Source organism: Solirubrum puertoriconensis (assembly GCF_001483135.1).
Taxonomy (GTDB): Bacteria; Bacteroidota; Bacteroidia; order Cytophagales; family Hymenobacteraceae; genus Solirubrum; species Solirubrum puertoriconensis.
The window spans coordinates 60,065-81,252 of the sequence record NZ_LNAL01000006.1 but is presented as its reverse complement, the minus strand read 5'-3'; the positions used below and the strand labels follow the sequence as shown (position 1 = coordinate 81,252).

The 21,188-nt window shown below is 60.1% G+C and carries 22 protein-coding genes and 1 tRNA gene; 12 read left to right on the top strand and 11 right to left on the bottom strand.

The window, feature by feature from the left end:
• Positions 1–55: 55 nt before the first annotated feature.
• Positions 56–2,473: a T9SS type A sorting domain-containing protein gene (locus ASU33_RS05225; protein WP_149867065.1), complete on the top strand. Its 2,418-nt coding sequence runs from the start codon at positions 56–58 to the stop codon at positions 2,471–2,473.
• Positions 2,474–2,557: 84 nt separating this feature from the next.
• Here the strand turns inward: ASU33_RS05225 and lipA are convergent, their stop codons facing one another.
• A complete protein-coding gene (gene lipA, locus ASU33_RS05220; protein ID WP_059068969.1) occupies positions 2,558–3,460 on the bottom strand; it encodes a lipoyl synthase in 903 nt (300 codons plus the stop codon).
• Between the two features lie 161 nt (positions 3,461–3,621).
• On the bottom strand, positions 3,622–4,419 hold the full coding sequence (locus ASU33_RS05215; protein WP_149867064.1) for a hypothetical protein: 798 nt from the start codon (positions 4,417–4,419) through the stop codon (positions 3,622–3,624).
• Positions 4,420–4,512: 93 nt separating this feature from the next.
• Between ASU33_RS05215 and ASU33_RS05210 the strand changes: the two genes are divergently transcribed.
• Positions 4,513–4,920: an OsmC family protein gene (locus ASU33_RS05210; protein ID WP_059068963.1), complete on the top strand. Its 408-nt coding sequence runs from the start codon at positions 4,513–4,515 to the stop codon at positions 4,918–4,920.
• A 101-nt stretch (positions 4,921–5,021) separates the two neighbouring features.
• Here ASU33_RS05210 and ytxJ read toward each other — a convergent pair whose 3' ends face one another.
• The 4 genes from ytxJ to ASU33_RS05190 form a co-directional block, all read right to left on the bottom strand.
• Positions 5,022–5,360 carry a bacillithiol system redox-active protein YtxJ gene (gene ytxJ / locus ASU33_RS05205; RefSeq protein WP_059068961.1) on the bottom strand — a complete coding sequence of 113 codons (339 nt, stop codon included), beginning with the start codon at positions 5,358–5,360 and terminating at the stop codon, positions 5,022–5,024.
• The gene (locus ASU33_RS05200; protein WP_059068959.1) at positions 5,361–5,699 is read right to left on the bottom strand and encodes a hypothetical protein; all 339 of its coding nucleotides are present in this window, start codon (positions 5,697–5,699) and stop codon (positions 5,361–5,363) included.
• 12 nt (positions 5,700–5,711) lie between these two features.
• Positions 5,712–6,155, bottom strand: coding sequence for a hypothetical protein (locus tag ASU33_RS05195; protein ID WP_149867063.1), 444 nt, complete (start codon positions 6,153–6,155; stop codon positions 5,712–5,714).
• 79 nt (positions 6,156–6,234) lie between these two features.
• Complete coding sequence (locus ASU33_RS05190; RefSeq protein ID WP_059068956.1) at positions 6,235–8,214, bottom strand: alpha-ketoacid dehydrogenase subunit alpha/beta; 1,980 nt, start codon at positions 8,212–8,214, stop codon at positions 6,235–6,237.
• 125 nt (positions 8,215–8,339) lie between these two features.
• Here ASU33_RS05190 and ASU33_RS05185 point away from each other — a divergent pair, with 125 nt between their 5' ends.
• From ASU33_RS05185 to ASU33_RS05175, 3 genes are all read left to right on the top strand, one after another.
• Positions 8,340–8,966, top strand: a complete 627-nt coding sequence (locus tag ASU33_RS05185; RefSeq protein WP_149867062.1) for a hypothetical protein — start codon at positions 8,340–8,342, stop codon at positions 8,964–8,966.
• 81 nt (positions 8,967–9,047) lie between these two features.
• Entirely contained in the window at positions 9,048–11,630 is a 2,583-nt protein-coding gene (locus ASU33_RS05180) for a TonB-dependent receptor plug domain-containing protein (RefSeq protein WP_059068951.1), read from the top strand.
• A gap of 94 nt (positions 11,631–11,724) precedes the next feature.
• Complete coding sequence (locus ASU33_RS05175; RefSeq protein WP_059068949.1) at positions 11,725–13,008, top strand: M16 family metallopeptidase; 1,284 nt, start codon at positions 11,725–11,727, stop codon at positions 13,006–13,008.
• Between the two features lie 57 nt (positions 13,009–13,065).
• On the opposite strand, the gene ASU33_RS05170 is transcribed toward ASU33_RS05175, so the two are convergent.
• Positions 13,066–13,653 carry a hypothetical protein gene (locus tag ASU33_RS05170; RefSeq protein WP_059068946.1) on the bottom strand — a complete coding sequence of 196 codons (588 nt, stop codon included), beginning with the start codon at positions 13,651–13,653 and terminating at the stop codon, positions 13,066–13,068.
• A 137-nt stretch (positions 13,654–13,790) separates the two neighbouring features.
• The gene (locus ASU33_RS05165; RefSeq protein WP_149867061.1) at positions 13,791–14,129 is read right to left on the bottom strand and encodes a hypothetical protein; all 339 of its coding nucleotides are present in this window, start codon (positions 14,127–14,129) and stop codon (positions 13,791–13,793) included.
• A gap of 145 nt (positions 14,130–14,274) precedes the next feature.
• Here ASU33_RS05165 and pheS point away from each other — a divergent pair, with 145 nt between their 5' ends.
• The 7 genes from pheS to ASU33_RS21580 all read left to right on the top strand — a co-directional run bounded on the left by pheS (position 14,275) and on the right by ASU33_RS21580 (position 19,553).
• Positions 14,275–15,315, top strand: coding sequence for a phenylalanine--tRNA ligase subunit alpha (gene pheS, locus ASU33_RS05160; protein ID WP_059068942.1), 1,041 nt, complete (start codon positions 14,275–14,277; stop codon positions 15,313–15,315).
• 75 nt (positions 15,316–15,390) lie between these two features.
• Positions 15,391–16,248: a 3-hydroxyacyl-CoA dehydrogenase NAD-binding domain-containing protein gene (locus ASU33_RS05155; protein WP_059068940.1), complete on the top strand. Its 858-nt coding sequence runs from the start codon at positions 15,391–15,393 to the stop codon at positions 16,246–16,248.
• Between the two features lie 44 nt (positions 16,249–16,292).
• Positions 16,293–16,727, top strand: a complete 435-nt coding sequence (locus ASU33_RS05150; RefSeq protein ID WP_149867060.1) for a QcrA and Rieske domain-containing protein — start codon at positions 16,293–16,295, stop codon at positions 16,725–16,727.
• 96 nt (positions 16,728–16,823) lie between these two features.
• Positions 16,824–16,897: transfer RNA gene (locus ASU33_RS05145), tRNA-Asn, on the top strand.
• Positions 16,898–17,381: 484 nt separating this feature from the next.
• A complete protein-coding gene (locus ASU33_RS05140; RefSeq protein WP_059068938.1) occupies positions 17,382–18,113 on the top strand; it encodes a DUF434 domain-containing protein in 732 nt (243 codons plus the stop codon).
• Positions 18,114–18,424: 311 nt separating this feature from the next.
• Positions 18,425–19,258 carry a helix-turn-helix transcriptional regulator gene (locus ASU33_RS05135; RefSeq protein ID WP_059068936.1) on the top strand — a complete coding sequence of 278 codons (834 nt, stop codon included), beginning with the start codon at positions 18,425–18,427 and terminating at the stop codon, positions 19,256–19,258.
• A gap of 124 nt (positions 19,259–19,382) precedes the next feature.
• The gene (locus ASU33_RS21580; protein ID WP_173664829.1) at positions 19,383–19,553 is read left to right on the top strand and encodes a hypothetical protein; all 171 of its coding nucleotides are present in this window, start codon (positions 19,383–19,385) and stop codon (positions 19,551–19,553) included.
• An 81-nt stretch (positions 19,554–19,634) separates the two neighbouring features.
• On the opposite strand, the gene ASU33_RS05130 is transcribed toward ASU33_RS21580, so the two are convergent.
• From ASU33_RS05130 to ASU33_RS05120, 3 genes are all read right to left on the bottom strand, one after another.
• Positions 19,635–20,039 (bottom strand): T9SS type A sorting domain-containing protein, encoded by a 405-nt coding sequence (locus ASU33_RS05130; protein ID WP_059068935.1) that lies wholly within the window; start codon positions 20,037–20,039, stop codon positions 19,635–19,637.
• A 24-nt stretch (positions 20,040–20,063) separates the two neighbouring features.
• Entirely contained in the window at positions 20,064–20,318 is a 255-nt protein-coding gene (locus ASU33_RS05125) for a hypothetical protein (protein ID WP_059068933.1), read from the bottom strand.
• A gap of 179 nt (positions 20,319–20,497) precedes the next feature.
• A complete protein-coding gene (locus ASU33_RS05120; protein WP_059068931.1) occupies positions 20,498–21,145 on the bottom strand; it encodes a sterol desaturase family protein in 648 nt (215 codons plus the stop codon).
• Between the last annotated feature and the right edge of the window lie 43 nt (positions 21,146–21,188).

Sequence of the window (21,188 nt, the reverse complement as noted above, 5' to 3'; positions counted from 1 at the left end):
AAAAAGGCTAATTTGCGCTGATTACTCTTGACTAATCTGCGCTTCCCTACCCTGCATGACAACATATCTACCAACCCGGCGCTTATGGCTGCCGCTGCTCGGCTTGCTTTTTCCACTAGCGGCGCATGCTCAAACCACCGTATTTTCCGAGGACTTTGAAGGCGCCGACTTTGGCTCCTTTACGGCTGCCAACGCCATTGCCAACAAGTGGTTTGCCGGCAGCGTGCCCGGCAACGGCCCTACTACTGCGGGTAGCAAAGCGGCCTTTATAACCAAAGACAACGGCACCACGCACGAGTACGACCTCAGCACCACGTCGGTATCGCACTTGTACCGTACCGTAGCGCTGCCTGCCGGCAACAACGTGTTCGAGCTTTCCTTCGACTGGAAAAACCAGGGCGATGTGGCTCCCAACGACGTGCTACGCGTGTACCTGGCTCCCGAAGACTTTACGCCCACTGCCGGAGCTCAGCCACCGGCCAGCGCCAATGCGGTACTAGTAACCACGGCCCCGCTCAGCCAACAGAATAGCTACGCTCGCCTTACGCTGCCTCTGCCCGGCGGTGCTGCGTTAGCCGGCACCACGCGCCGCCTGATTTTTACCTGGAGCAACAACTCGTCTTCGGGCAGTCAAATGCCAGCAGCCATCGACAACGTGGTGCTTACAGCCAGCACGGTACAGCCGCTGGCGGCCGGTACCTACACCATCGACAATTCGCTGCCCATCAGCGCCACCAACTTCGCCTCGCTGCGGGCTGCTTTCGAGCGGCTGAACCAAGCAGGCGCAGCAGGTGCCATAACCTTCGACGTAGCTGCAGGGCAAGTCTTCAGCGAAGCCTTGCCGCCCCTGCAGGCCAGCGGCAGCGCCACGGCGCGCATTGTGTTCCGCAAGGCGGGCACCGGTGCCAACCCGGTAGTGCAATTAAACACCGGTGCTGCGGCAATCGACTTAGCCGGTGCCGATTACGTTACGTTTGACGGGCTCGACGTGCAAGCCGGCACTGGCAACGGCCCGCTTTACGGCTACCGCGTGCGCAATGTCTCTCCTACCAATGGTACGCAGGGCAACATCATTCGCAACGCCAACATTACGCTTAACCGCGCCATCAACTCGGTGGGGCTGCTACAAGGCACGGGCGCAAATTACGGCGCTGGTGCTCCCACGGCGGGCACGGGCGTAAACATCGGCAACCACTACCACAATCTGAAGATCAGCAATGCCAACAGCGGCGTGTGGCTGCTGGGCGCCGAAACCGCCTACCCCGACATGGATAACGAGGTAGCCAACGTGCAGGTAGGCAACGGCACACCCGGCGACATCGGCAATGCCACGCTGAGCTACGGCATTCAGCTAGAGAACCAATACCACGCGCTCGTGTACGACAACCTGATCCGGGGCGTACACTCGAGCAACGCAGCGGTATACGGTATTCAGGCCCTAGGCCTGCAGGGTACCAATGCCGCAGCCAGCCGCCTCTACAACAACCGTATCTTGGATGTGCGCTTTGCCAGCGCTACCAGCACCTCCACTACCATCTCGGCCAACGGCTTGGCCGTAGCGCCGCACACCGCGGGCACGCAGGCGGTTTACATCTACAACAACGTGATTTCGGGCATTGCGCGCGATTTCAACGCTACCACCACGCCAGCCAACCGGCTGCTGCGCGGCATTCACGTGACCACTACCGGCTCTAACGCCGACACCAAGATTGCCTTGTGGCACAACACCGTGCAGGTTGATGCCGGCACCGACGCGAAATTCATCAGCGCGGCTTTCGAATCGAGTGGTTCGGCTGCTGCGGGCGGCAAGGTTGACATCCGGAACAACATCTTCGCCAACCTCACGGGCGCACAGACCTCGGGCAAGCATTACGTGCTGTACTTCCTCACGAGCACGGCGGGCAGTACGGGCTCGGTGGTCGATTACAACAACCTGCACTTGGCCAACAGCACCGGCGGGTTTGTAGGCCGCACCACTACTTTCGAGCACGCTGCCTTGCCCGAGTGGCGCACCGCTACCAGCCAAGATGCCAACAGCCTCGGCGAAAACCCCAGGTTTGTATCGGCCACCGATTTGCGCCCTACCAGCGGCTTGCTCAAAGGCAAAGGCGTTGCGCTAGCCGAGGTAACCTCCGATGTTATGGGCACCTTGCGGCACAGCACCACCCCCGACCTAGGCGCCTACGAGTTCACGGTGCTTTCGGCGCAAGCACCCCGCACTGCCGACCTGGGCGTGGCGGCCTATCCGGTGCCCTTCGGCAACCGCTTGCAAGTGCGCCTAGAGCGTCCCTTACGTATGGCAGCCACGGTAGAGCTGCTCGATGCCCTAGGTCGTACGGTGCGCACCACGGCGCTGGCACCTGCCGCCCAAACCGTAACGCTGGAAGACCTAGGCGCGCTCAAGCCCGGCTCGTATCTGCTGCGCCTTGTCGCGGCCGATGGCAAGCAGCAAGTGTTGCGCGTAGTACGCTAGCGAAACCCACCGCAAGCAAAAGCCCCGCTCCTCGGCCGAGGAGCGGGGCTTTTGCTTGCATCACGTATGGAGTTACCCAGAAACTTAAATCGGCACGTTTACGTGGCGCTCGGCGTGGTAGCTCGAGCGCACCAGCGGGCCGCTCTCTACGTACTTCAGGCCGCGGCGCAAGCCCTCTTCGCGGTAGTGCGCAAACAAATCGGGGTGGATGAACTCGGCTACCTCAATGTGGCGCTTGGTAGGCTGCAGGTACTGACCCAGGGTTAGGATATCAAGGCCATTGGCTACGAGGTCGTCCATGGCCTTGTACATCTCGTCCTTGGTTTCGCCCAGGCCCAGCATAATGCCCGATTTGGTGCGCTTGCCGGCATCCTTGGTACGGCGAATTTGCTCCAGGCTGCGGTCGTATTTGGCTTGGGGGCGCACTAAGCGGTAGAGGCTGCCCACGGTTTCCATGTTGTGCGACACCACCTCCTGGCCGCCGGCAATCATGGTGTGCAGCGCATCCCAGTTGGCTTTCACGTCGGGGATGAGCGTTTCGATGGTGGTTTCGGGCGAAAGCTGCTTGGTTTGCACCACCGTTTCGTACCACACGCTGGCGCCGCGGTCTTTCAGTTCGTCGCGGTTTACGGAGGTAATTACGGCGTGCTTCACGCCCATCAGCTTAATGGCCTCGGCTACGCGGCGGGGCTCATCGAGGTCGTACTCGGTGGGGCGGCCCGTGGCCACCGCGCAAAACGAGCACGAGCGCGTGCAGATGTTGCCCAGAATCATGAACGTGGCGGTGCCGGCACCCCAGCACTCGCCCATGTTGGGGCAGTTACCGCTTTCGCAGATGGTATGCAGCTTATGTTCGTCCACGAGGCGGCGCACGTTGGCGTACGATTCGCCTACGGGCAGCTTCACGCGCAGCCAATCGGGCTTGCGGGGCTTGGCCGGGGCAGCCGCTTCGGGTTGTATTACGGGTAAGGTCAGGAGAGTATCCATACCACAAAGGTAGTTGGTATTGGGTAGTTGGTAGTCAGTAACCACCCAACAAAGCGTGGGTTTGGCCGCTGGCCGTATAGCCGCAACCAAACCCACGTAATAGCTGGTTCAAAACACTAGGTGCCAGGAGCAGCTTCAGAAGCCAACAGCCGGCGCTGCAACTACTTACGCTGGCCGATGTACAGCGTCACGTACACCGACGAAAACACGTTGTCGTTGATTTGCCGATCGGGCGTGTTGAGGGCGCGCAGCACCGTGAGGCGCTTGGTGTACGCCTCGAGGAGCACACCGGCCTCGAGGCCCGCCACGGCGTCGCGGTAGCGGCCGTACTCAAATGTAAAAGCCCCGCGCAAGTGGGCCCCGATGTTCGGCTTTAGCTCGTTGATGCCGGTAAACAGCGGCGCGCGGTCGTAAATGCGGTTTGGGTCGTTGTGCTTGCCGGGGTCGTACTGCTCCGAGCGAATGTCTTCGCGCGGGCTGGGGTTGCTGGGGTCGGGCGCGGGCGTGTAGTCGTAGTAAATGTAGTACGGCATCAGCAGGCCCAACGAGGGGCCGGCGCCTACCAAGCCGTTTACCTGCACCCCCGATTCGGCGGCTTTGCGGAAGATAACGCGCTGCAGGCCTACGCTCGGGCGCACCACAAACAGGTAGTTGCTTTTGCCCAGCACGTACACCCCGCCTACGTAGGTTTGCGCCCGCTGCTCCTTGCGGTTTTTCACCTCCACGCCCTCAATCATCCAAAAGCGCGACCAATCGTTGTTGAGCAGGTGCGTCGAGCGCACGGCTACCCCACCAATCAGGCCAGCGTTGGAGTTGAGGTTGATGCCGTACGTAAATTCTTTCTGATACGAGGGGCCATCTTGCGCCTCCTGCGCGCGGGCAGCCGGCGCAGCCAAGCAAGCAGCCGCGAGCAGCACAGCAAACAAAAGCGGAGTACGCACGGCAGTAGAAGCTGGCATAGGGTGCGAATGAGAAAGGGCTGTGCCCACGGAGCGGGCCATTCCGAAAGTACGTAAATTTGAACGCATCCGTCTGTAAGTTTTTTAGAATATATGAGCACTGCCACCGCCCGCTACGCCGGCCAGCTGCGCACCGAAGCCCAACACGTGGCCTCGGGCACTACCATTCATACCGACGCCCCGGTAGATAACCACGGACGCGGCGAAGCGTTTTCGCCCACCGATTTGGTAAGCGCGGCGCTGGGCTCGTGCATGATGACCATCATGGGCATCGTGGCGGAGCGCAGCAGCCTCGACCTCACCGGCGTTACGTTCGAGGTGACCAAGCACATGGCTTCGGAGCCCCGGCGCATTGCCGAAATCGAGGTGAGTTTCCGCATGCCGGCCGGCCTTTCGCCCAAAGACCGCACGGTGCTGGAAAACGCCGCCCGCACTTGCCCCGTTGCTCTTAGCCTGAACCCGGAAATCCGTCAGTCGGTTCAGTTCTCCTACGAAGGCTAATTGCCTTCGTTACACCGCCAAAAGGCCGCCTTTTACCGCTTTTCTGGTGCATTGCCCAGAACGGTAAAAGGCGGCCTTTGGTGTGTTGAACCCGGGGCTACCTAGGCGAGCTTTTTCTTTACCTCGCCAAGCTGAATGCTCATGTGCGAAGCATCGTAGCGGCACTCGCCGTTGCGGATCAGCAGCAGCTGCGGCGACTCGTGCCGGATGCCAAACTGCTCGGCAATTTGATTGGAAATGGGCCGAAAGCGCAGCAGATCGAGGTAGTAGGGCTTCACGTCAGCTAGGCCCGCATCGGCCCACTGGCGCTCCAATCGGCTTTTGGCCATGGCGCTGATGGAGCAGCTGGTGCTATGCTTAAAAATGACGACGGGGTGTTCGGCCGATTCGCGCACGATGTCGTCGAGCTGCTCGGGCTGGGTAAGCTGATGCCACTGCATTTATTCGGTTGCTTTAATTTTTCTTTTGGGTTTCGATAAGCCCAGGCCTACGCGCTGGCGTTGGTCGCTGACGCGCGGCGTGCCGGTGTTATCGAACTTGTAACGCTCGCTGCCATCTTTTGGGTTTCGCAAGCGGCCGCTCTCGCCGGGGCGCAGGTCTTGCTTGGTTACGGCTAGGTGGCTCTCGCGTAAATCCTCAGCGGCCGGGTACTTGCGGGCATCGCGCAACGAGCGCCGCGCTTCTTTCTTAGGGTTTGGGCTAACAACCGACTCCTGGGCCGAAACCGCCGTGGCGGCACCGCACAACAGGGTAAGCACTAATGCGTAACGAAGCAGCATAGAGCGAATGGGTTAATTGCTATCGGGGGTATCGGCCGGTGCGTTTTTGGCCTTGTTGGGGTAATGCCTCGAGCGCGAAGGCACGGTGCTGGGCACGCGGCTCTTGTTTTTCTTTTTAAACGAAATCCAAGGCCAGGCCGGAATGCGCACACCCAGAACAAACTTTTCGCCCGGCTTGGCTAGGCGGCGGCGCTTGTACTTCGGCTTCTTCAGCAGCCCGTTTTTGTCGTAGCTGTTCTTCTGAATTTTGGGAGCTTCTGTACTGGCCGTGCCCGTCGAACCGTCGGCCATTTCGGTGGCGTTCGGGTCTTTCTTCTTGGTCTTGGTTTTCTTGGTTACGGGGCCCGAGGGGTTGGGCAAACGGTAAGGCCGGCAGCTTTGCAGCCCAGGCCCAGCCAACAATATCAACACCAGCAACAGCCAGCCCAGCCGGCGCACCCGAAGCAGCTCCATCACAAATGGCAGGGAGTAAGTAAAGTACAATCAGTTCGAAAAATACAAAGGCCGGAGAATATCCCCGGCCTTTGCGCCTGATTTAGTAGGCAAGCAGCTTTTCGAGGCACTGGCGCAGGCGGCTTTCGGCCAGAAAGTTTTGCTCCAGGGCCGGCGCAAACGGAATGGCCGTGTCGAGCGAGGCCACGCGCTGCACGGGGGCATCCAGGGAGGTAAAGCAGTGCTCGGCAATCCAGGCGGCGATTTCGCCGCCGATGCCGCCGGTGAGCGTGTCTTCGTGCAGGATGATGACGCGGCCGGTTTTCTCGACGGTAGCGCGCACGGCGTCTTGGTCCCAGGGCAGCAGGCTGCGCAAATCCAGGATGTCGCAATCCAGCTGCATCTCGTTGGCCAGCTTGGTTGCCCAGTGCACCCCTAGGCCGTAGGTGATGATGCTTAGGTCGGCACCTTCGCGCGCTAGGCGGGCCTTGCCAATAGGCACGGTATAGTACTCATCGGGCACCGGCTCGCTTACCGAGCGGTACAGCAGTTTGTGTTCGAAGAAAATAACCGGGTTGGGGTCTTCGATGGCGGCGGCCAGCAGACCCTTGGCGTCGGAGGGCGTGCTGGGGTATACTACCTTCAGGCCGGGCGTGTGCACAAACCACGCCTCGTTCGACTGCGAGTGGAACGGCCCGGCGGCCGAACCGGCGCCGGTGGGCATACGCACCACCACGTCGGCGTTCTGGCCCCAGCGGTAGTGGCTTTTGGCGAGGTTGTTTACAATTTGGTTGAAGCCGCAGGTAACGAAATCGGCAAACTGCATTTCTACCATGGCCTTCTTGCCCCGGATGCTCAGTCCCAGGCCCGCGCCCACAATGGCCGATTCGCACAGGGGCGTGTTGCGCACGCGGCCTTTGCCGAACTGCTGCACAAAGCCGTCGGTGACTTTAAACACGCCGCCGTACTCGGCAATGTCCTGGCCCATGAGCACTAGCTCGGGGTAGCGCTCCATGCTCTGGCGCAGGCCGTCGGAAATGGCATCTACGTAGCGCTTTTCGGTAGTGGGCGCACCTAGGGCCGGCGCCTGGTCGGGTGCCGCGAAGGGGCGGTACATATCGGCCACTTCCTCGGCGGTGTCGGCGGTTACTTCGGGCGTGTCGAACACCACACGCCACGCCTCGTCAATTTCGTCTTTGATGGTGCGGCGGTAGCGCTGCTTGGCTTCTTCATCGAGCACGCCTTGCTCCAGCAAGTAGCGCTCGAAGTTTTCCACCGGGTCTTTCTGGCCCCATTCCTCAAACAGCTCCTGCGGCACGTATTTGGTGCCCGAGGCTTCTTCGTGGCCGCGCATCCGGAAAGTAAGCGCCTCCAGCAGCACGGGGCGCGGGTTCTGGCGCAGGTCTTCGGCAAGGCGACGCACGGTGTCGTACACCTCCAGCACGTTGTTGCCATCTACCTGCACGGCCTCGATGCCGTAGGCCGGGCCTTTGTTGATGAAGTAGCCGTGGCGGAACTGCTCGTTGCTGGGCGTGCTCAGGCCGTAGCCGTTGTTTTCGACGATGAAGATGACGGGCAACTGCCACACGGCGGCCACATTCAGGCCTTCGTGGAAGTCGCCCTCGGAAGCGCCGCCGTCGCCGGAGTACACTACCGTTACTTTGCCTTCGTTATCGAGCACCGAGGCCAGGGCAATGCCATCGGCCACGGCCAGTTGCGGCCCTAGGTGCGAAATCATGCCCACGATGTGGTGCTCGTTGGTGCCGAAGTGGAACGACCGGTCGCGGCCTTTTGTGAAGCCCGTTTTCTTGCCCTGCCACTGCGCAAACAGCCGATCAAGCGGCAGCTGACGGCACGTAAACACGCCTAGGTTGCGGTGCAGCGGCAAAATGTACTCGTCGGGGTGCAGGGCCAGGGTGCTACCCACCGAAATGGCCTCTTGCCCAATGCCCGAAAACCACTTGCTTACTTTGCCTTGGCGCAGCAGAATAAGCATTTTCTCTTCGATCATGCGGGGCTTCAGCAAGCCCTCGTACAGGCGGAGCAGCTCGTCGTTCGAGTAGTCTTTGCGGTCGAATGTCATCGGGTGGAGAGGATTCGGGAAAATGGGTGGCGGCAAAGGTAGAAGGTTGGGCCGTTGCGCGCATTGCCCGCCCCAAAGTCGCTCAGAAATAGCCGCCAACTGCCGGGTTTACGCTACTTTGGGCTATGCTCCGTTACTGTACCAGTGGTTTATTGTTGATCGGATTTACTTCAGCTGCGGCGGCTCAAGATGCTCCTACGCCTGCTACTGCTCAAATTGAGTTATCAACTGCGCACCGCGTTTACTATGGCTTCCGGTTGGGAGCTGGCTTGTCGGCCTACCACAACGGCGAAGGCACCGCCACCCTGCGCCCCGCTGCAAGCCTGACTGCCGGCTACCGCATTGGGCAGTTGCGCTCTTGGCTAAGTACCGAGCTGACGTACCAGGTGCGCAATAACCTGGAACAGGGAACCCGCCCCTCGCTTACAGTCCCGGTGTTTCTGCGCACCGGCCTAGGTGGAGCGCGCTTTCATGTGCTAATAGGAGGTGGGTTTACCAGAACGCTAAAGAGGCCGCCCGCTCCTACGCAGTTCCGAGAAGTAAAACGGCAAGACACCTTTGTACTGCTCGGCTTAGAGTCGGACTATCTGCACCAGGAGCGGCGCACGGCCGCGCTCGGCACCTACTTGTACTATGGCCTCACGCCCGCCGTCAACGAATACAGCTACTCACCGGGAGGTAGCCGCTATAGCGCGCAGCAGTTGCGCCACATCGGCCTCAACGTGACCATCAGCCCATATTGGTATCGGTAGACTGCGGGTGCTCGGTTTACTAATAATCTGGCCTAATGGGCGCCTATCTTCGCGCCTTGTCGTTTGCACTTTATCCTTTCTATGCCTCGACTTTTACCCGCGTGTGCGTTATTCCTATGTGCCGCTACTGCCCAGGCCCAGCAACCCGATTCGCTGCTTACCCGCCGCAGCTCGGTTATTTTTCTCGCCACAGACTCCGCCACGGCAACGCCTGCTTTTACCACCATTCAACCGCTGCTTAGCCGGGTGGCGGGCGTACAGGTAACGCCGTACTCGGGTGCACCAGGCGCCAATGCGGTAGTGCGTATTCGGGGAGCGGCTAGCCTTGGCGATAACGCGCAACCGCTGTACGTAGTAGATGGCGTGCCCGTATTTCAGTATCAGTTCTCCGGATACACGAGCAGCCAAAGCCGATTTACGCCGGCCGAAGCAGCGCAAGCCGGCAACAACCCATTATTGGCTTTGCCGCTCGGCGATGTTGAATCGGTAGAGGTGCTAAAAGGTGCTTTTGAAACAGCTCAATACGGTGCTCAGGGCCAAAACGGTGTAGTGCGCATAACCACTCGCCGAGGCTCAGCTAACCAACCGCTGCGGGTAAGCTATACCGGGTACGGCGGCATGCAGCAGGTGCGGCGGCGCTACGATTTGCTTGATGCGCGCGAGTTTGCCGAGTTAGCCAACGAAGCTGCCGCTAAGGCCAATGAGCCGGCTGCCTACTCGGCCACTCAACTAAACACCCTCGGGCCGGGAACGGATTGGCAAGGCGCGCTGCTGCGCACCGCGCCGCTGCACGAGCACCACCTAGGCCTGAGCGGCGGCACCGCCCACGGCACCCGCTACTTCACGGGTCTGGACTACCTAAGCCAGGGTGGGGTACTGCTTAATTCGTTTTTGCAGCGCTATAGCTTGCGCACCAACCTTGCCCAGGACCTAGGCCGCTGGCACCTCGACGGCGGCGTAAGCGCCAGCCTAACCAATCAGCACCAGCTAGCTTACAACGCCCTGCAGAATACGCTGCTTGCCCTGCCAACGCTGCCCTTGCGCAACCCCGACGGGCAGTACGCCGGCGAGTACAATTCGATAGCCATGGCTGAGCGCAGCAACCGCACGCCCCGCCAGCAGCGGCTGCTAGTGCGCCTAGGTGCCCGCTACGAACTAAGCACCAACTTGCAGCTTGAGGTGCGTGGCAGTTTGGAGCGCGACTACCTCCGGCAGAAAACCTACGACACCTACGAACGGCACCCGCTGGGTTTGGCGCAGCGGCAGGTTTCGCGCTATCGGCAATGGGTACTCAACCCAGCTCTACGTTACAGCCGGCAATTTGCCGGACGCCATGCTGTGGCAGCCGATTTGGAGTTGATGCACCAGAGCAACACCACGGCAGACTCGGTTACGACCTACCTGTTGGTCGACCCGCGTACCGCAACCGGTGGCATTGCGAGTAGCTCCGGCTTTTTCAGCATTGGGCAAACTTTTATGAGTGCGCGTCTGCGAGGCAGCTACAGTTATGCCAGCCGTTACGAGTTGCAAGCCAGTATTCAGCGCACTGCCAGCAGCCGAGGCCTGCCCACGAAGCGTTGGCAATGGCTGCCAAGCGCGCAAGTAACTTGGCACGCCGCTCAAGAGGGTTTTCTGGCCAACCAAAATGCTGTTAGTTACCTCGATGCCTGGGTTGGCTGGGGCAGCACCAGCAACGCGGGCGACTTTGGCAGCAGCAATTTCATCTTGCTGCCCGTACCTGGCCAAGCAGCTTACCCTTTTCTGCTAACCGAACTCACCAGGCACACCGACGCGGGCCTGCACCTAGGGCTGTGCCAAAACCAAGTAACAACCACCCTTAGCGCATACCAGCGAAACACCAGCATTGCAATTGGCACCCAATCGGCCGATCAGTACATCCGCAACCAAGGGGTGGAGGTTTCGGTGGCCGCTCGGTGGCACCTAGGGCAGGTAAAGGCACGTTCAACCGTTGCGGCTTCGGTTAACCAAAATCATTTCGAGGCCAACAGCCCCCTTACTCTCGGCTTTCGCTACCACGAGTTTAGCGCTGGCCAAACGCTGTCCAACTTTCAAGGGTGGCAGTACCTAGGAGCCGATCCGGCCACGGGTGCCCCGCGGTACCTCGACCGCAACAACGACGGCCGCTTTCAGCCCGACGACCGGCAGGCTTTGGGTAGCGGCTTACCCCGGCAACTACTAAGCCTGCAGCAGGAAGTCAGCATTAAGCGCATAAAGGTACAGGCACAGCTCGACGGCATGTTTGGCTACCAAGTGTTGAACACTACGGCGATGTACCTTGATATGCCCAACGGCGAAGCAAATGCCTCGGGCCGCGTGCGTAATCGCTGGCGCTCTTCTGCACCCAACGCTAGTATTCCTGGAGCCGACGCTAGCTTGTACAATATGCCGCTCAGCACTTACGCGCTGCAATCGGGCAACCACCTGCGCCTCACTTCGCTGGTGTTCCGCTGTAAAATATGGAGCACGGCAGCGCGGGAAGCGAGCGTATGGGCCGGCGGCCACAACCTGCTGGTACTTGCGCGGTACCGCGGCTACGACCCCAACGTAAGTTCTGCCGGCTCCGATAGCAAGCAGGCGGGGCTCGACGCGGGCGCTTACCCCGTGCCGCGCACAATCGTATTGGGCGTGCAGGCCACGCTGTAAGCCTCACGCGCACGGGTTCCGGCCGAACCTGCTACCGATTTCGTAGGTTAATCTTCTTGATACGTTACTTTCCGGCTCGCACCTACCGCTTCTCATGATACAATTCCAGGAATTCACCCTCACCAACGGCCTGCGCTGCATTGTGCACGAGGATTTCACGCAGCCAATGGCCGTGCTGAACGTGCTGTACAACGTGGGCTCGCGCGACGAATCGCCCGAACACACCGGCTTCGCACACCTGTTCGAGCACCTTATGTTTTCGGGCTCCGTCAACATTCCGAGCTACGACGAACCGCTGCAGCGCGTAGGCGGCGAAAACAACGCCTTCACCTCGCCCGACATTACCAACTATTACCTCACCGTTCCGGCCCAAAACGTTGAAACGGGCTTTTGGCTCGAATCGGACCGCATGCTGAGCCTGGCGTTTTCCGAGAACGGCTTGGAGGTACAGCGCAAAGTGGTGGTAGAGGAGTTTAAGCAGAACTACCTCAACCAACCCTACGGCGACGTGTGGCTGAAGCTGCGCCCCTTGGCCTACCAGCACCACCCCTACCAGTGGGCTACCATCGGCAAGGAAATCAGCCACATCGAAAACGCCAGCATGCAGCTGGTGCGCGACTTCTTTGCTAAGCACTACTCACCCGCCAATGCCATTTTGGTGGTGGCCGGCGCAGTTAGCTTCGATGAAGTAAAACGCTTGGCCGAGAAGTGGTTTGGCCCCATTCCGGCCGGTACGCGCTACGAGCGGCAGCTACCCAAAGAGCCGCGCCAAACCGAAGCCCGCCTACTCACAGTAGAGGCCGATGTGCCGCTCAGTGCGCTCTACAAGGTGTACCACATGCCCAGCCGCGCCGAAGATGCTTACCAAGCCGCTGACCTGCTGAGCGATGTACTGGGCCGGGGCAAATCGAGCCGCTTGTACCAGCGTTTGGTAAAAGAGCGGCCCTTGTTCAACTCCATTTCGGCTTCGGTATCGGGGTCCTTGGAGCCGGGCTTGTTTGTAATCAGCGGCAAGCTGAACGAAGGCGTGGGCCTGGAAGAAGCCGACGCGGCCGTAACGGAGATTGTAGAGGAACTACGCCAACAGGAAATAACCGCCGAAGAGCTGGAAAAAGTGAAAAACCAAGCCGAGGCCAGCATCGTGTTCAGCGAAGTAGAACTGCTGCACCGCGCCATGAACTTAGCCTACTACAAGCTCATCGGCGACGCTAACCTAGTAAACGAAGAAAGCGCCCGCGTGCAGGCCGTAACCCCCGCCGACGTGCTGGAGGCTGCTTGTGAGGTATTGCGTTCCGACAACTGCTCTACCTTGCGCTACCAGGCCCGCCCGGCCGCAGCGCCCAAAAAAATAGCCGAGGCTGAAACAGCCTCGGCTTAAGTACACCACCTAGGGCCGTTGCCCTGGGTGTTGCTCTGCCCCCGGTTGGGGCCCCACCTAGGGGCGCTGGCCGGGGGCAGTGTTTAGCAGGTCGGTTTGTTGCGTGTTGTCGATGCTGCGGGGGCGCATCGAGGGCTTGGGCTGAATCGGGCGGCCCATGTAGTCGGAGCGGGTGCGGCCGGAGGGCATTAAGGGGCGGCCCGGAGCCACGCTCATGCCTTCGATGCGCTCGGGCGTACGGTCACCGGGACCCATGTCGCCAAAGCCACCGTTGGCAGCATTGCCCGTAGCGCCGGCTGCGCCCTGCTGGCCACCCATGGCTTGCGAAGCATCACCCGTTGCACCGGTGCCGCTGGCAGGAGTGGTAGCCGTGGCGTTGCCTGCGGCTGGCGTAGCAGCAGCGCCGTTGGTAGCAGCAGCGTTGGGAGTAGTAGCGGCCTTGGTGGTAGTGGTTTTGGTAGTCGTGGTTTTGGGCTTGGCCGCGGGCTTCGGTGCCGGTGCGTCCCAGCCGCTCGAGCTACCCCAGCCACTGCCGCTGGAGCTGCCCCAGCCGTCGTTGCCCTTGCTGGATGTCTTTTTTTGCTGGGCTTCGGCCGATACGGCAGTCAAACCCATGGCTAGTACAAGGAAAGCTAAGCTTTTCATAGCGAGTTAAAGGAGTACGTGGGGGTGGAGAGGGAATTTACGGTTCTGGTTAAGCAGGTACAAGCCCGACAATCAGTTCATTAACCCGCTGCGCCAATTGGCAATTTCATGCGCAACCGCACCCTTCCAAAAACAGTTCATCGCCGGCGTGGCTTGGCGACGGGTGCTTTGGCATTGGATGCAGGAGTGGCCGCCCCGCGGCTGCTGGCCGACATGGAGGTGGCGCCCGTAACCTTCGATTTTACAGGCGTGGACGTGAGCTTGGCTTTGGGCTTGATGGGCCGGCCCATGTAATCGGTGGTAAGGGCCAGCGGCCTACCTAGGCGCATGCCGGGGGCCAGCTTCACGTCGTCGGAGGAGCGGGGTTGTGTGCGGGCGCGGTAACCACGGCCCGTGCGGGACTGAGCTTCGGCTGGTAGCTCGGCTACTACGCCAGCTAGCATCAGGAACAAGGGCAGAAGTAAACGGCGTACCATGCAACGGGCGGGTTTAGGTGAATAAAATGCTTACCAGCCTGATACGTACCCGCGCCACAAAGGGTCAATGGTTTAGCGCGGCTCGCCGGGCAATTGTGCACCTAGGGCCGCAAAAGCCCACCCGCAACCTATCTTTGCTCTTGTTATGCAGGACACGATTCAACAGCTTCGGGAGGAAATAGAGGCCTACGACGTTTCGACGGCGCAGCAACTCGATCAGTTTCGCATTGCCTACACGGGCCGTAAAGGCCGCCTGGCCGACCTGTTCGACCAGCTCAAGACGGTAGCGGCCGAAGACCGCCGCGCCGTGGGGCAGCAGCTCAACCAGCTGAAGCAGCTGGCGCAGGATAAGTTTGACCAGCGCCGCCAGCAGCTCGAGGACGAAGCCGCCAGCCAACCCGCCGACCCGGGCTACGACTACACCCTGCCGCCCGTGCCGGGTGCCCTAGGCACGCGCCACCCCCTGAGCCTCACCCGCGACGAAATCGTGCGCATTTTCTCGCGTATCGGCTTCAACGTGGCCGAAGGGCCCGAAATCGAAGACGACTGGCACAACTTCTCGGCCCTTAACTTCCCCGAGAACCACCCCGCCCGCGAAATGCAGGACACGTTCTTCGTGCCCGCTGCTGGCGAGGAAGAGCAAAACCGCTTGCTGCGCACGCACACCAGCACCGTGCAGGTGCGCCTGATGCAAAGCCAGAAGCCGCCCATCCGCAGCATCATGCCGGGCCGCGTGTACCGCAACGAGGCCATTTCGGCCCGGGCGCACATGGTGTTCCACCAGATCGAGGGCTTGTATATCGACGAAAACGTGAGCTTCGCCGACCTGAAGCAAACCATCTATTACTTCGCGCAGGAGTTCTACGGCAAGGACGTGAAGATGCGGATGCGTCCCTCGTACTTCCCCTTCACCGAGCCCAGCACCGAGATTGACATTTCGTGCCTGATCTGCAAAGGTGCGGGCTGTAACATCTGCAAATACACCGGCTGGGTCGAGATTATGGGCGCGGGCATGGTCGATCCGAACGTGCTGCGCAACTGCGGCATCGACCCCGAGCGCTACTCCGGCTTTGCCTTCGGCATGGGCCTGGAGCGCCCCACCATGCTCAAGTACCAGATCAAAGACTTGCGCTTGTTCACCCAAAACGACATGCGCTTCCTGCGCCAGTTCGAGGCTATTCACTAAGCCCTAGGTGCACTTGCCTGCTGCATTGAGGCGAGACGCAATATCTTGCGTCTCGCTTTCTTTTTTGCCCCTGCTATGACCTCTCCTGCTGCACTCCAAACAATCGCCGTGGTTGGCGCCGGCACCATGGGTGCGGGCATTGCCCAGCTTTGCCTGCAAGCCGGCTACCGCACCTTGCTTTACGATGTAAGCCAGAACATGCTGCTGCGGGGCCAACAGGGCATCGATGCGGGCCTAGGTAAGCTGGTGGAAAAAGGCCGGATGAGCGCTACCGACCGCGACGCCGCTCTCGAGCGCCTCGCTATCACCCACGACCTGGAGAAAGTGCAGGCCGATATCGTGATTGAAGCCGTGGTGGAAAAGATGAGCGTGAAGCACCAATTGTTTATCGACCTGGCAGCCATCAACAGTACCGCCACTATTCTGGCCTCCAATACCAGCACCTTCCCTATTACGCAGCTGGCTGCCCCGGTGCCGCACCCCGAGCGCGTGGTGGGCATGCACTTCTTCAACCCGGCCCCACTGATGCCGCTCGTGGAAATTATTTCGGGCGTTACCACTGCGCCGGAAGTAAGCGAACGGGTGCGCCAACTCGCCGTAGCGTTAGGCAAGAAACCTGTGCTGGCCGCCGATGCCCCTGGTTTTATTGTGAACCGCGTGGCCCGGCATTACTATGTTGAAAGCCTGAAGGCGCTGGAAGAGAACGTAGCCCCGCTCGAAACCATTGACGAGCTGCTGGAATCGGCAGGTTTCCGCATGGGTCCCTTCAAACTGATGGACCTGATTGGCGTTGACACCAATTTTGCCGTTACCAGTTCGCTTTACGAAGCTTTCCACTACGACCCCAAGTTTCGCCCCAACCGCATTCAGCAGCAGAAAGTGGATGCCGGCCACCACGGGCGCAAGTCGGGTCGCGGTTTCTACCAATACTAGCCGCTGCCCGAACATAAACTACCTGGGCGCACGTTAGTACCGGTATGGATTCTCTTCTGCGTTTCTGCCTGCCTTCTGCCCTGCTGCTAGCTGCCGGGCTAGCGGCCTGCTCCTCCAATACCGCGGCCGAGCCCGGCATTCCGTCGGCGGTTGTCAGCGAGCAGCTCAACCTCACCAACCAGCAGTACTCCGCCCTGCGCTTCGACAACGGTTACGTTTACCTAGGCGGCGGCGTACGCGGCCTTGTGGTGGTGCGGCAGAACGCCCAGCAGTACCTCGCCTTCGAACGCAACTGCCCCTACGAGCCGTACAACGCCTGCGCCAAGGTCACCGTCGACAAGTCGGGCTTCTTCATGGCCGACTCCTGCTGCGGCTCACGTTTTGATATGCGCGGCCAAGTAACCAGCGGTCCGGCCCGCCGACCGCTGCGCCAATACAGCACCGCCTTATCCGGCAACTTGCTGTACATCACCAACTAACCTGTATTGCGAAAAAAATTATTGCAGAAGGGTTGTGAGAACCGGTAACGCGCTGTAATATTGCACCCGCAATCAGCTACTAAGCAATTGCGACCCGCTTCCTTAGCTCAGTCGGTTAGAGCATCTGACTGTTAATCAGAGGGTCCCTGGTTCGAGCCCAGGAGGGAGCGCAAAATTAAAATGCCCGCCGCAACCCGGTGGGCATTTTTATTGCCCATAGCCCTTGGCTTGCTGAATTGAGAACAGCACAACGCACCTACCGGGCGCCAACGCCAGCACGTCCCAGGAGCATAGCGTTCAGCAGAGAAGCCGCCGCACCGAGCCTGTCGCTGGGCATTGAACTTGCTCGCGAGGAGCCCTTCAGAAGGCCACAAAAGAGCCAAGCGCTGGCATAACGACGCATTAGGCAAGACTCCGTATCAGCGTACTTTTGAAGAATGAGGCTTGGCCGAGCAAGCAGCGTAAATAAGGCAACTCGGCCAAACCTAGCGGTTTATTGCGCTACTTTGGGCACCACTGCTCGAACTACCTAGTAAGATGCTTTGGTTTGTGGACGGCCTTACCTGGCGCAGGCCGCTGGAGCTTGGTTTTACTGCAAAAGGGACGATTTCGTACGCAAGCTTTCACGAGCATTGCCTACGTACACCACGCCCTATGCGCCCAGCCGATACCCGCCACCGCGGCCCCCACCCTTCCGATGCCAAGCTGTTTGCGCCCGAGTGGCTGCCGGTGCTGTGCCGCGCCGTGGGCGAGCTGTCGTGGCTGCTAACACGCGGCTACCCACCCGGTGCCACCCTGAAGCTGGTAGGCGACCGATATGCCCTAACCGAACGGCAGCGCTGGGCTGCGGGGCGCGCGGCCTGCACCGATGAGCAATACGCCCAGCGTGCCGCTACACAACTGCCCGCTGTCCACCTAGGCGGCCGGCCCGTATCCATCGACGGCTTCAACCTGCTCATTACCCTCGAAACGGCCCTGAGCGGCGGAGTGGTACTGCGCGGCCGCGACGGCGCCCTGCGCGACTTATCGAGCATACACGGCACTTACCGCGCCGTGCAGGAAACCGATAGAGCCATACGCCTAGCCGCCGCCGCGCTGCTGCCACTGGCTCCTGGCCCGGTGCGGTGGCTGCTCGATCAGCCCGTGTCGAACAGTGGCCGGTTGGCGGCGCGCTTGCGCGAGTTGGGGCCCGCGCTCGGCTTCTCCTGGACGGCCGAGGTAGTCATGAACCCCGACCGCGTGTTGGCCGATACCACGGATGTTGTCGTGACTTCCGATTCGGTAGTGCTCGATCGGGCAGGAGCTTGGCTGAATCTAGGCGCCCTGGCGCTAGCGGCTGAGCCACCGCAGTGGCTGCTCGATTTAAGCCACGGCGACGCAGCCTAGGTACCTGCTGGCACTCAATAAGCAGCCAAGCACCTAGGGCTGGCGGCCAACCTCAGCAGCAGCAATTAGCAACGGCATCCTTTTTGCACAGAGGTATTTATTCGTTTTCGGCAGCATTGCCGACATAGCTCCACCTTAAAACCCTGGCCCTTTGGGCTGGGGTTTTATTTTGTGAGTTGTGGGGTTGCCGAGCAGCATAGCCCGGTTTTCGGCTTATAAGGCGCTAGCTGATTTAAACAATTAGGCTGCGGACGTGTACAGCAATCAGAAGCTATTCTTCACACCAGGAAACTTCTATACTGCTTTCGCTTATGTCGCAGCCGGTTACCGTACCGCCGGCGGCTGCTCTACAGCCGTTCATTGTTGGCTACGCCGATGTATTTGTGCCCTTGCCGCCCGATCAGCGGTATGCCGCGCGCATCATACCCATTGGGTGTCCTGCCATCGTGCTTTTTCACGAAGGCCAGATTCGCATAACCGATGGGCCAGCCGCCAACCAAATAGCGCCGCCGGCCGGGTTTGTAGGCCAGCTTACGCGCAGCGGCGGCAACGAGTACACGGGCACCATTCGGGGCTTTATTGTGCAGCTGACGCCAGCCGGCGCCTACGATTTGCTGCGCTGCGAAGTCAGCCGCTACCAAAACGCCACCGTGCCGCTGCACCAGGCCCTAGGTGCTCCGATGGCCGATGGCATTGCGCGGCAATTAAGGCCCGATCTGGATTTTGCCGGGTGCTGTGCCGCCGCCGACGCTTTTTTTCTGCATCAGCTGGCCAAGCAGCAAGCTACATTGGGCCTCGGCGGGCAAGCCGCGGCCTTGCTGATGCGCAGCCAAGGCCAGCTGGAGGTAGAAGATGTAGCGCTGCAACTCGAGGTATCGGTGCGTACCCTGCTGCGGCGCTTTTCGCGCGAGGTGGGCATGCCGCCCAAAACGTTTGCCCGGCTGGTTCGCTTTCGGGCAGCGCACGCCTACCTGCAGGAGCCCGACGCCACCTGGGCCGATGCCGTGCTGCGCTTTGGCTACACCGATCAGTCGCACCTTATCCGCGACTACCGCGACTTTGCCGGCGAAACTCCGCGGCAGTACCAAACCGACGGCCGCGTGCTCGACCGAATTTTTCGCACCCAAAGCAGTACGCGCAGCTAGGCTTGCGCCCGGCAGTGTGCCCTAGGGCTAAGCCTAACCTTTTGCCAGCCGGGCTAGTATGCGGAAACATCAACGAGCGCCCAAGTGCGGCGGCTCGTAGTCCAACGGTTTCCCCCATACTGTCATGAAACGCAATCTTCCTTGGCTGCCGCTGGTGCTGTGCCTGCTGCTGCTTCCGCTTACCGGCTGCGAGCTGGTAGGCGACATATTCAAAGCAGGCGCCTACACGGGCATCATCGTGGTAGTGCTGCTGATTATACTAGTGCTGTGGGTGCTGCGCCGCATTCGGCGCTAGTACTAATTGCACTTAGCTCTTCAGCACACAAGGCCGGTTCTGCTACAGAACCGGCCTTGTTTTTTGGCTGATGCGGTGCGGCTACTGCTTTAGCACGCGCACGGTTTGCACACCCGTAGGCAATGCTACCTGCACTAAGTACACGCCGGCGGGCTGCTGCCCTAGGTCGATGTACGCTTGCTTGGCCCCGGCAGCCCACTGCACCTGCTGCACCTTGCTGCCCAGCACCGAGTACACGCTCACCTGCGCCGGAGTGCTCAGCACCTTGTTGGCGAATAGCTCGAACTGGCCGTTGCTGGGGTTGGGCACTGCCGTGAGAGCAATACTGGTCTCGCAGCGCTTGTACGCCCCTACGGCCACTACCTGCGAGTAGTCCGTGGTGCCATCCGTGTCTTGCTGCCGCAAGCGGTAGTAGTTCAGCACCGGCAAAGCAGCCGCATCGGGGTGGGAGTAGTTGCGCAGCGAGGTAGAGATGGCCGCTTCCACTACCGTACCAACAGCCTCAAAGCGCTAGCCATCAATGGAGCGCTCTACCACAAACTGGCGGTTGTTTTTCTCGGTAGCGGTTTGCCAGGCGCAGCGTACATCAGCACCTAGGCGCTCGGCTTTAAATGCTACCAGTTCGACGGGCAACACCCCGCCCAGACCCGAGTTGCACCACTGCTCAATGGCAAACGAAATGGCCAAGTTGCGGATGGTAGCCCCGGCGTTGTTTTTGAAGCGAATGCCTACGTAGCCCGTGCCGCTCACCGTAAACGAAGCCACGCCACCTAGGGCGCGGTCGGTGGAGCCTGTGGCGCCAAAGTGATTAAAGCTGGCCGCGTTTTAACTGATACTCTCTTTGCTTGCCAATACCGCAGTGGCGCTGCCTACTCCGGTGCGAGGTTTGTACAAATAAAAATGGAAACCCGTCCGGGTTTCCATTATTGCTTTAAGCTCAGCGGTTAGTTGCCGCGCTTTTCGGGCATGGTGCCAATGATGTGGTCCCAGATGGTGGTAGACACTCCAAAGGCTACTTCATCTTGCCGGTAGTGGTGCTGAGCGTGGTGGTGCCACCAAAACTTCAGGAAGTTTTTCGGCGGAGAATACACGTGGATGGCGTAGTGCACAAACAGGTACAGCGCGTAGCCAAACACAAAGCCCGCCAAAATGCCAAAGCCCGCATTGCCGAACACAAAGCGAAAGATGAAGAACAGCAACGACGTTACGAATACCGTCAGGATGGGCGGCATGGCCAGGCGCGTCTTGTCCTTCGGGAACTCGTGGTGCACGCCGTGCATGGTGTACTGAAACTTGGCCTTGCCCGGTGTATCGGCCTTCATGTGGTACAAGAAGCGGTGCATCAGGTACTCCACCAGCGTAAAGGCAAACCAGCCTGCCAGGAATAGCCCAAATGCTGACAGGCCCGTGAGCAGCCCTTGGCTAAGGCTGTAGTAAAGGCTAACCGCCGCTACGGCGAAGAAGATGGAGAGGGGCGCGGCAATGTGCGTGTGCGTCATGCGCTCCAGCACGGGGTTCTCAAACAAACGCGCCGAACCTTTGTGCTTGGGCTTGTGCAGTTGGCCCGACGCAGGAGCAGCCTTTTGTTCCATAGGAGTGGTAGAGAAAGATTAGAGGGCAAAAGTAACCACGAAC

Excerpts from the sequence above, each read along its gene's own strand:
- ASU33_RS05190 (WP_059068956.1), bottom strand. The coding sequence starts at position 8,214 with ATGACATTCGACCGCAAAGACTACTCGAACGACGAGCTGCTCCGCCTG.
- pheS (WP_059068942.1), top strand. The coding sequence starts at position 14,275 with ATGCAGGACACGATTCAACAGCTTCGGGAGGAAATAGAGGCCTACGAC.
- ASU33_RS05135 (WP_059068936.1), top strand. The coding sequence starts at position 18,425 with ATGTCGCAGCCGGTTACCGTACCGCCGGCGGCTGCTCTACAGCCGTTC.
- ASU33_RS05175 (WP_059068949.1), top strand. The coding sequence starts at position 11,725 with ATGATACAATTCCAGGAATTCACCCTCACCAACGGCCTGCGCTGCATT.
- ASU33_RS21580 (WP_173664829.1), top strand. The coding sequence starts at position 19,383 with ATGAAACGCAATCTTCCTTGGCTGCCGCTGGTGCTGTGCCTGCTGCTG.
- lipA (WP_059068969.1), bottom strand. The coding sequence starts at position 3,460 with ATGGATACTCTCCTGACCTTACCCGTAATACAACCCGAAGCGGCTGCC.
- ASU33_RS05225 (WP_149867065.1), top strand. The coding sequence starts at position 56 with ATGACAACATATCTACCAACCCGGCGCTTATGGCTGCCGCTGCTCGGC.
- ytxJ (WP_059068961.1), bottom strand. The coding sequence starts at position 5,360 with ATGCAGTGGCATCAGCTTACCCAGCCCGAGCAGCTCGACGACATCGTG.
- ASU33_RS05200 (WP_059068959.1), bottom strand. The coding sequence starts at position 5,699 with ATGCTGCTTCGTTACGCATTAGTGCTTACCCTGTTGTGCGGTGCCGCC.
- ASU33_RS05185 (WP_149867062.1), top strand. The coding sequence starts at position 8,340 with ATGCTCCGTTACTGTACCAGTGGTTTATTGTTGATCGGATTTACTTCA.
- ASU33_RS05155 (WP_059068940.1), top strand. The coding sequence starts at position 15,391 with ATGACCTCTCCTGCTGCACTCCAAACAATCGCCGTGGTTGGCGCCGGC.
- ASU33_RS05165 (WP_149867061.1), bottom strand. The coding sequence starts at position 14,129 with ATGGTACGCCGTTTACTTCTGCCCTTGTTCCTGATGCTAGCTGGCGTA.
- ASU33_RS05150 (WP_149867060.1), top strand. The coding sequence starts at position 16,293 with ATGGATTCTCTTCTGCGTTTCTGCCTGCCTTCTGCCCTGCTGCTAGCT.
- ASU33_RS05210 (WP_059068963.1), top strand. The coding sequence starts at position 4,513 with ATGAGCACTGCCACCGCCCGCTACGCCGGCCAGCTGCGCACCGAAGCC.
- ASU33_RS05140 (WP_059068938.1), top strand. The coding sequence starts at position 17,382 with ATGCGCCCAGCCGATACCCGCCACCGCGGCCCCCACCCTTCCGATGCC.
- ASU33_RS05180 (WP_059068951.1), top strand. The coding sequence starts at position 9,048 with ATGCCTCGACTTTTACCCGCGTGTGCGTTATTCCTATGTGCCGCTACT.
- ASU33_RS05170 (WP_059068946.1), bottom strand. The coding sequence starts at position 13,653 with ATGAAAAGCTTAGCTTTCCTTGTACTAGCCATGGGTTTGACTGCCGTA.
- ASU33_RS05120 (WP_059068931.1), bottom strand. The coding sequence starts at position 21,145 with ATGGAACAAAAGGCTGCTCCTGCGTCGGGCCAACTGCACAAGCCCAAG.
- ASU33_RS05215 (WP_149867064.1), bottom strand. The coding sequence starts at position 4,419 with ATGCCAGCTTCTACTGCCGTGCGTACTCCGCTTTTGTTTGCTGTGCTG.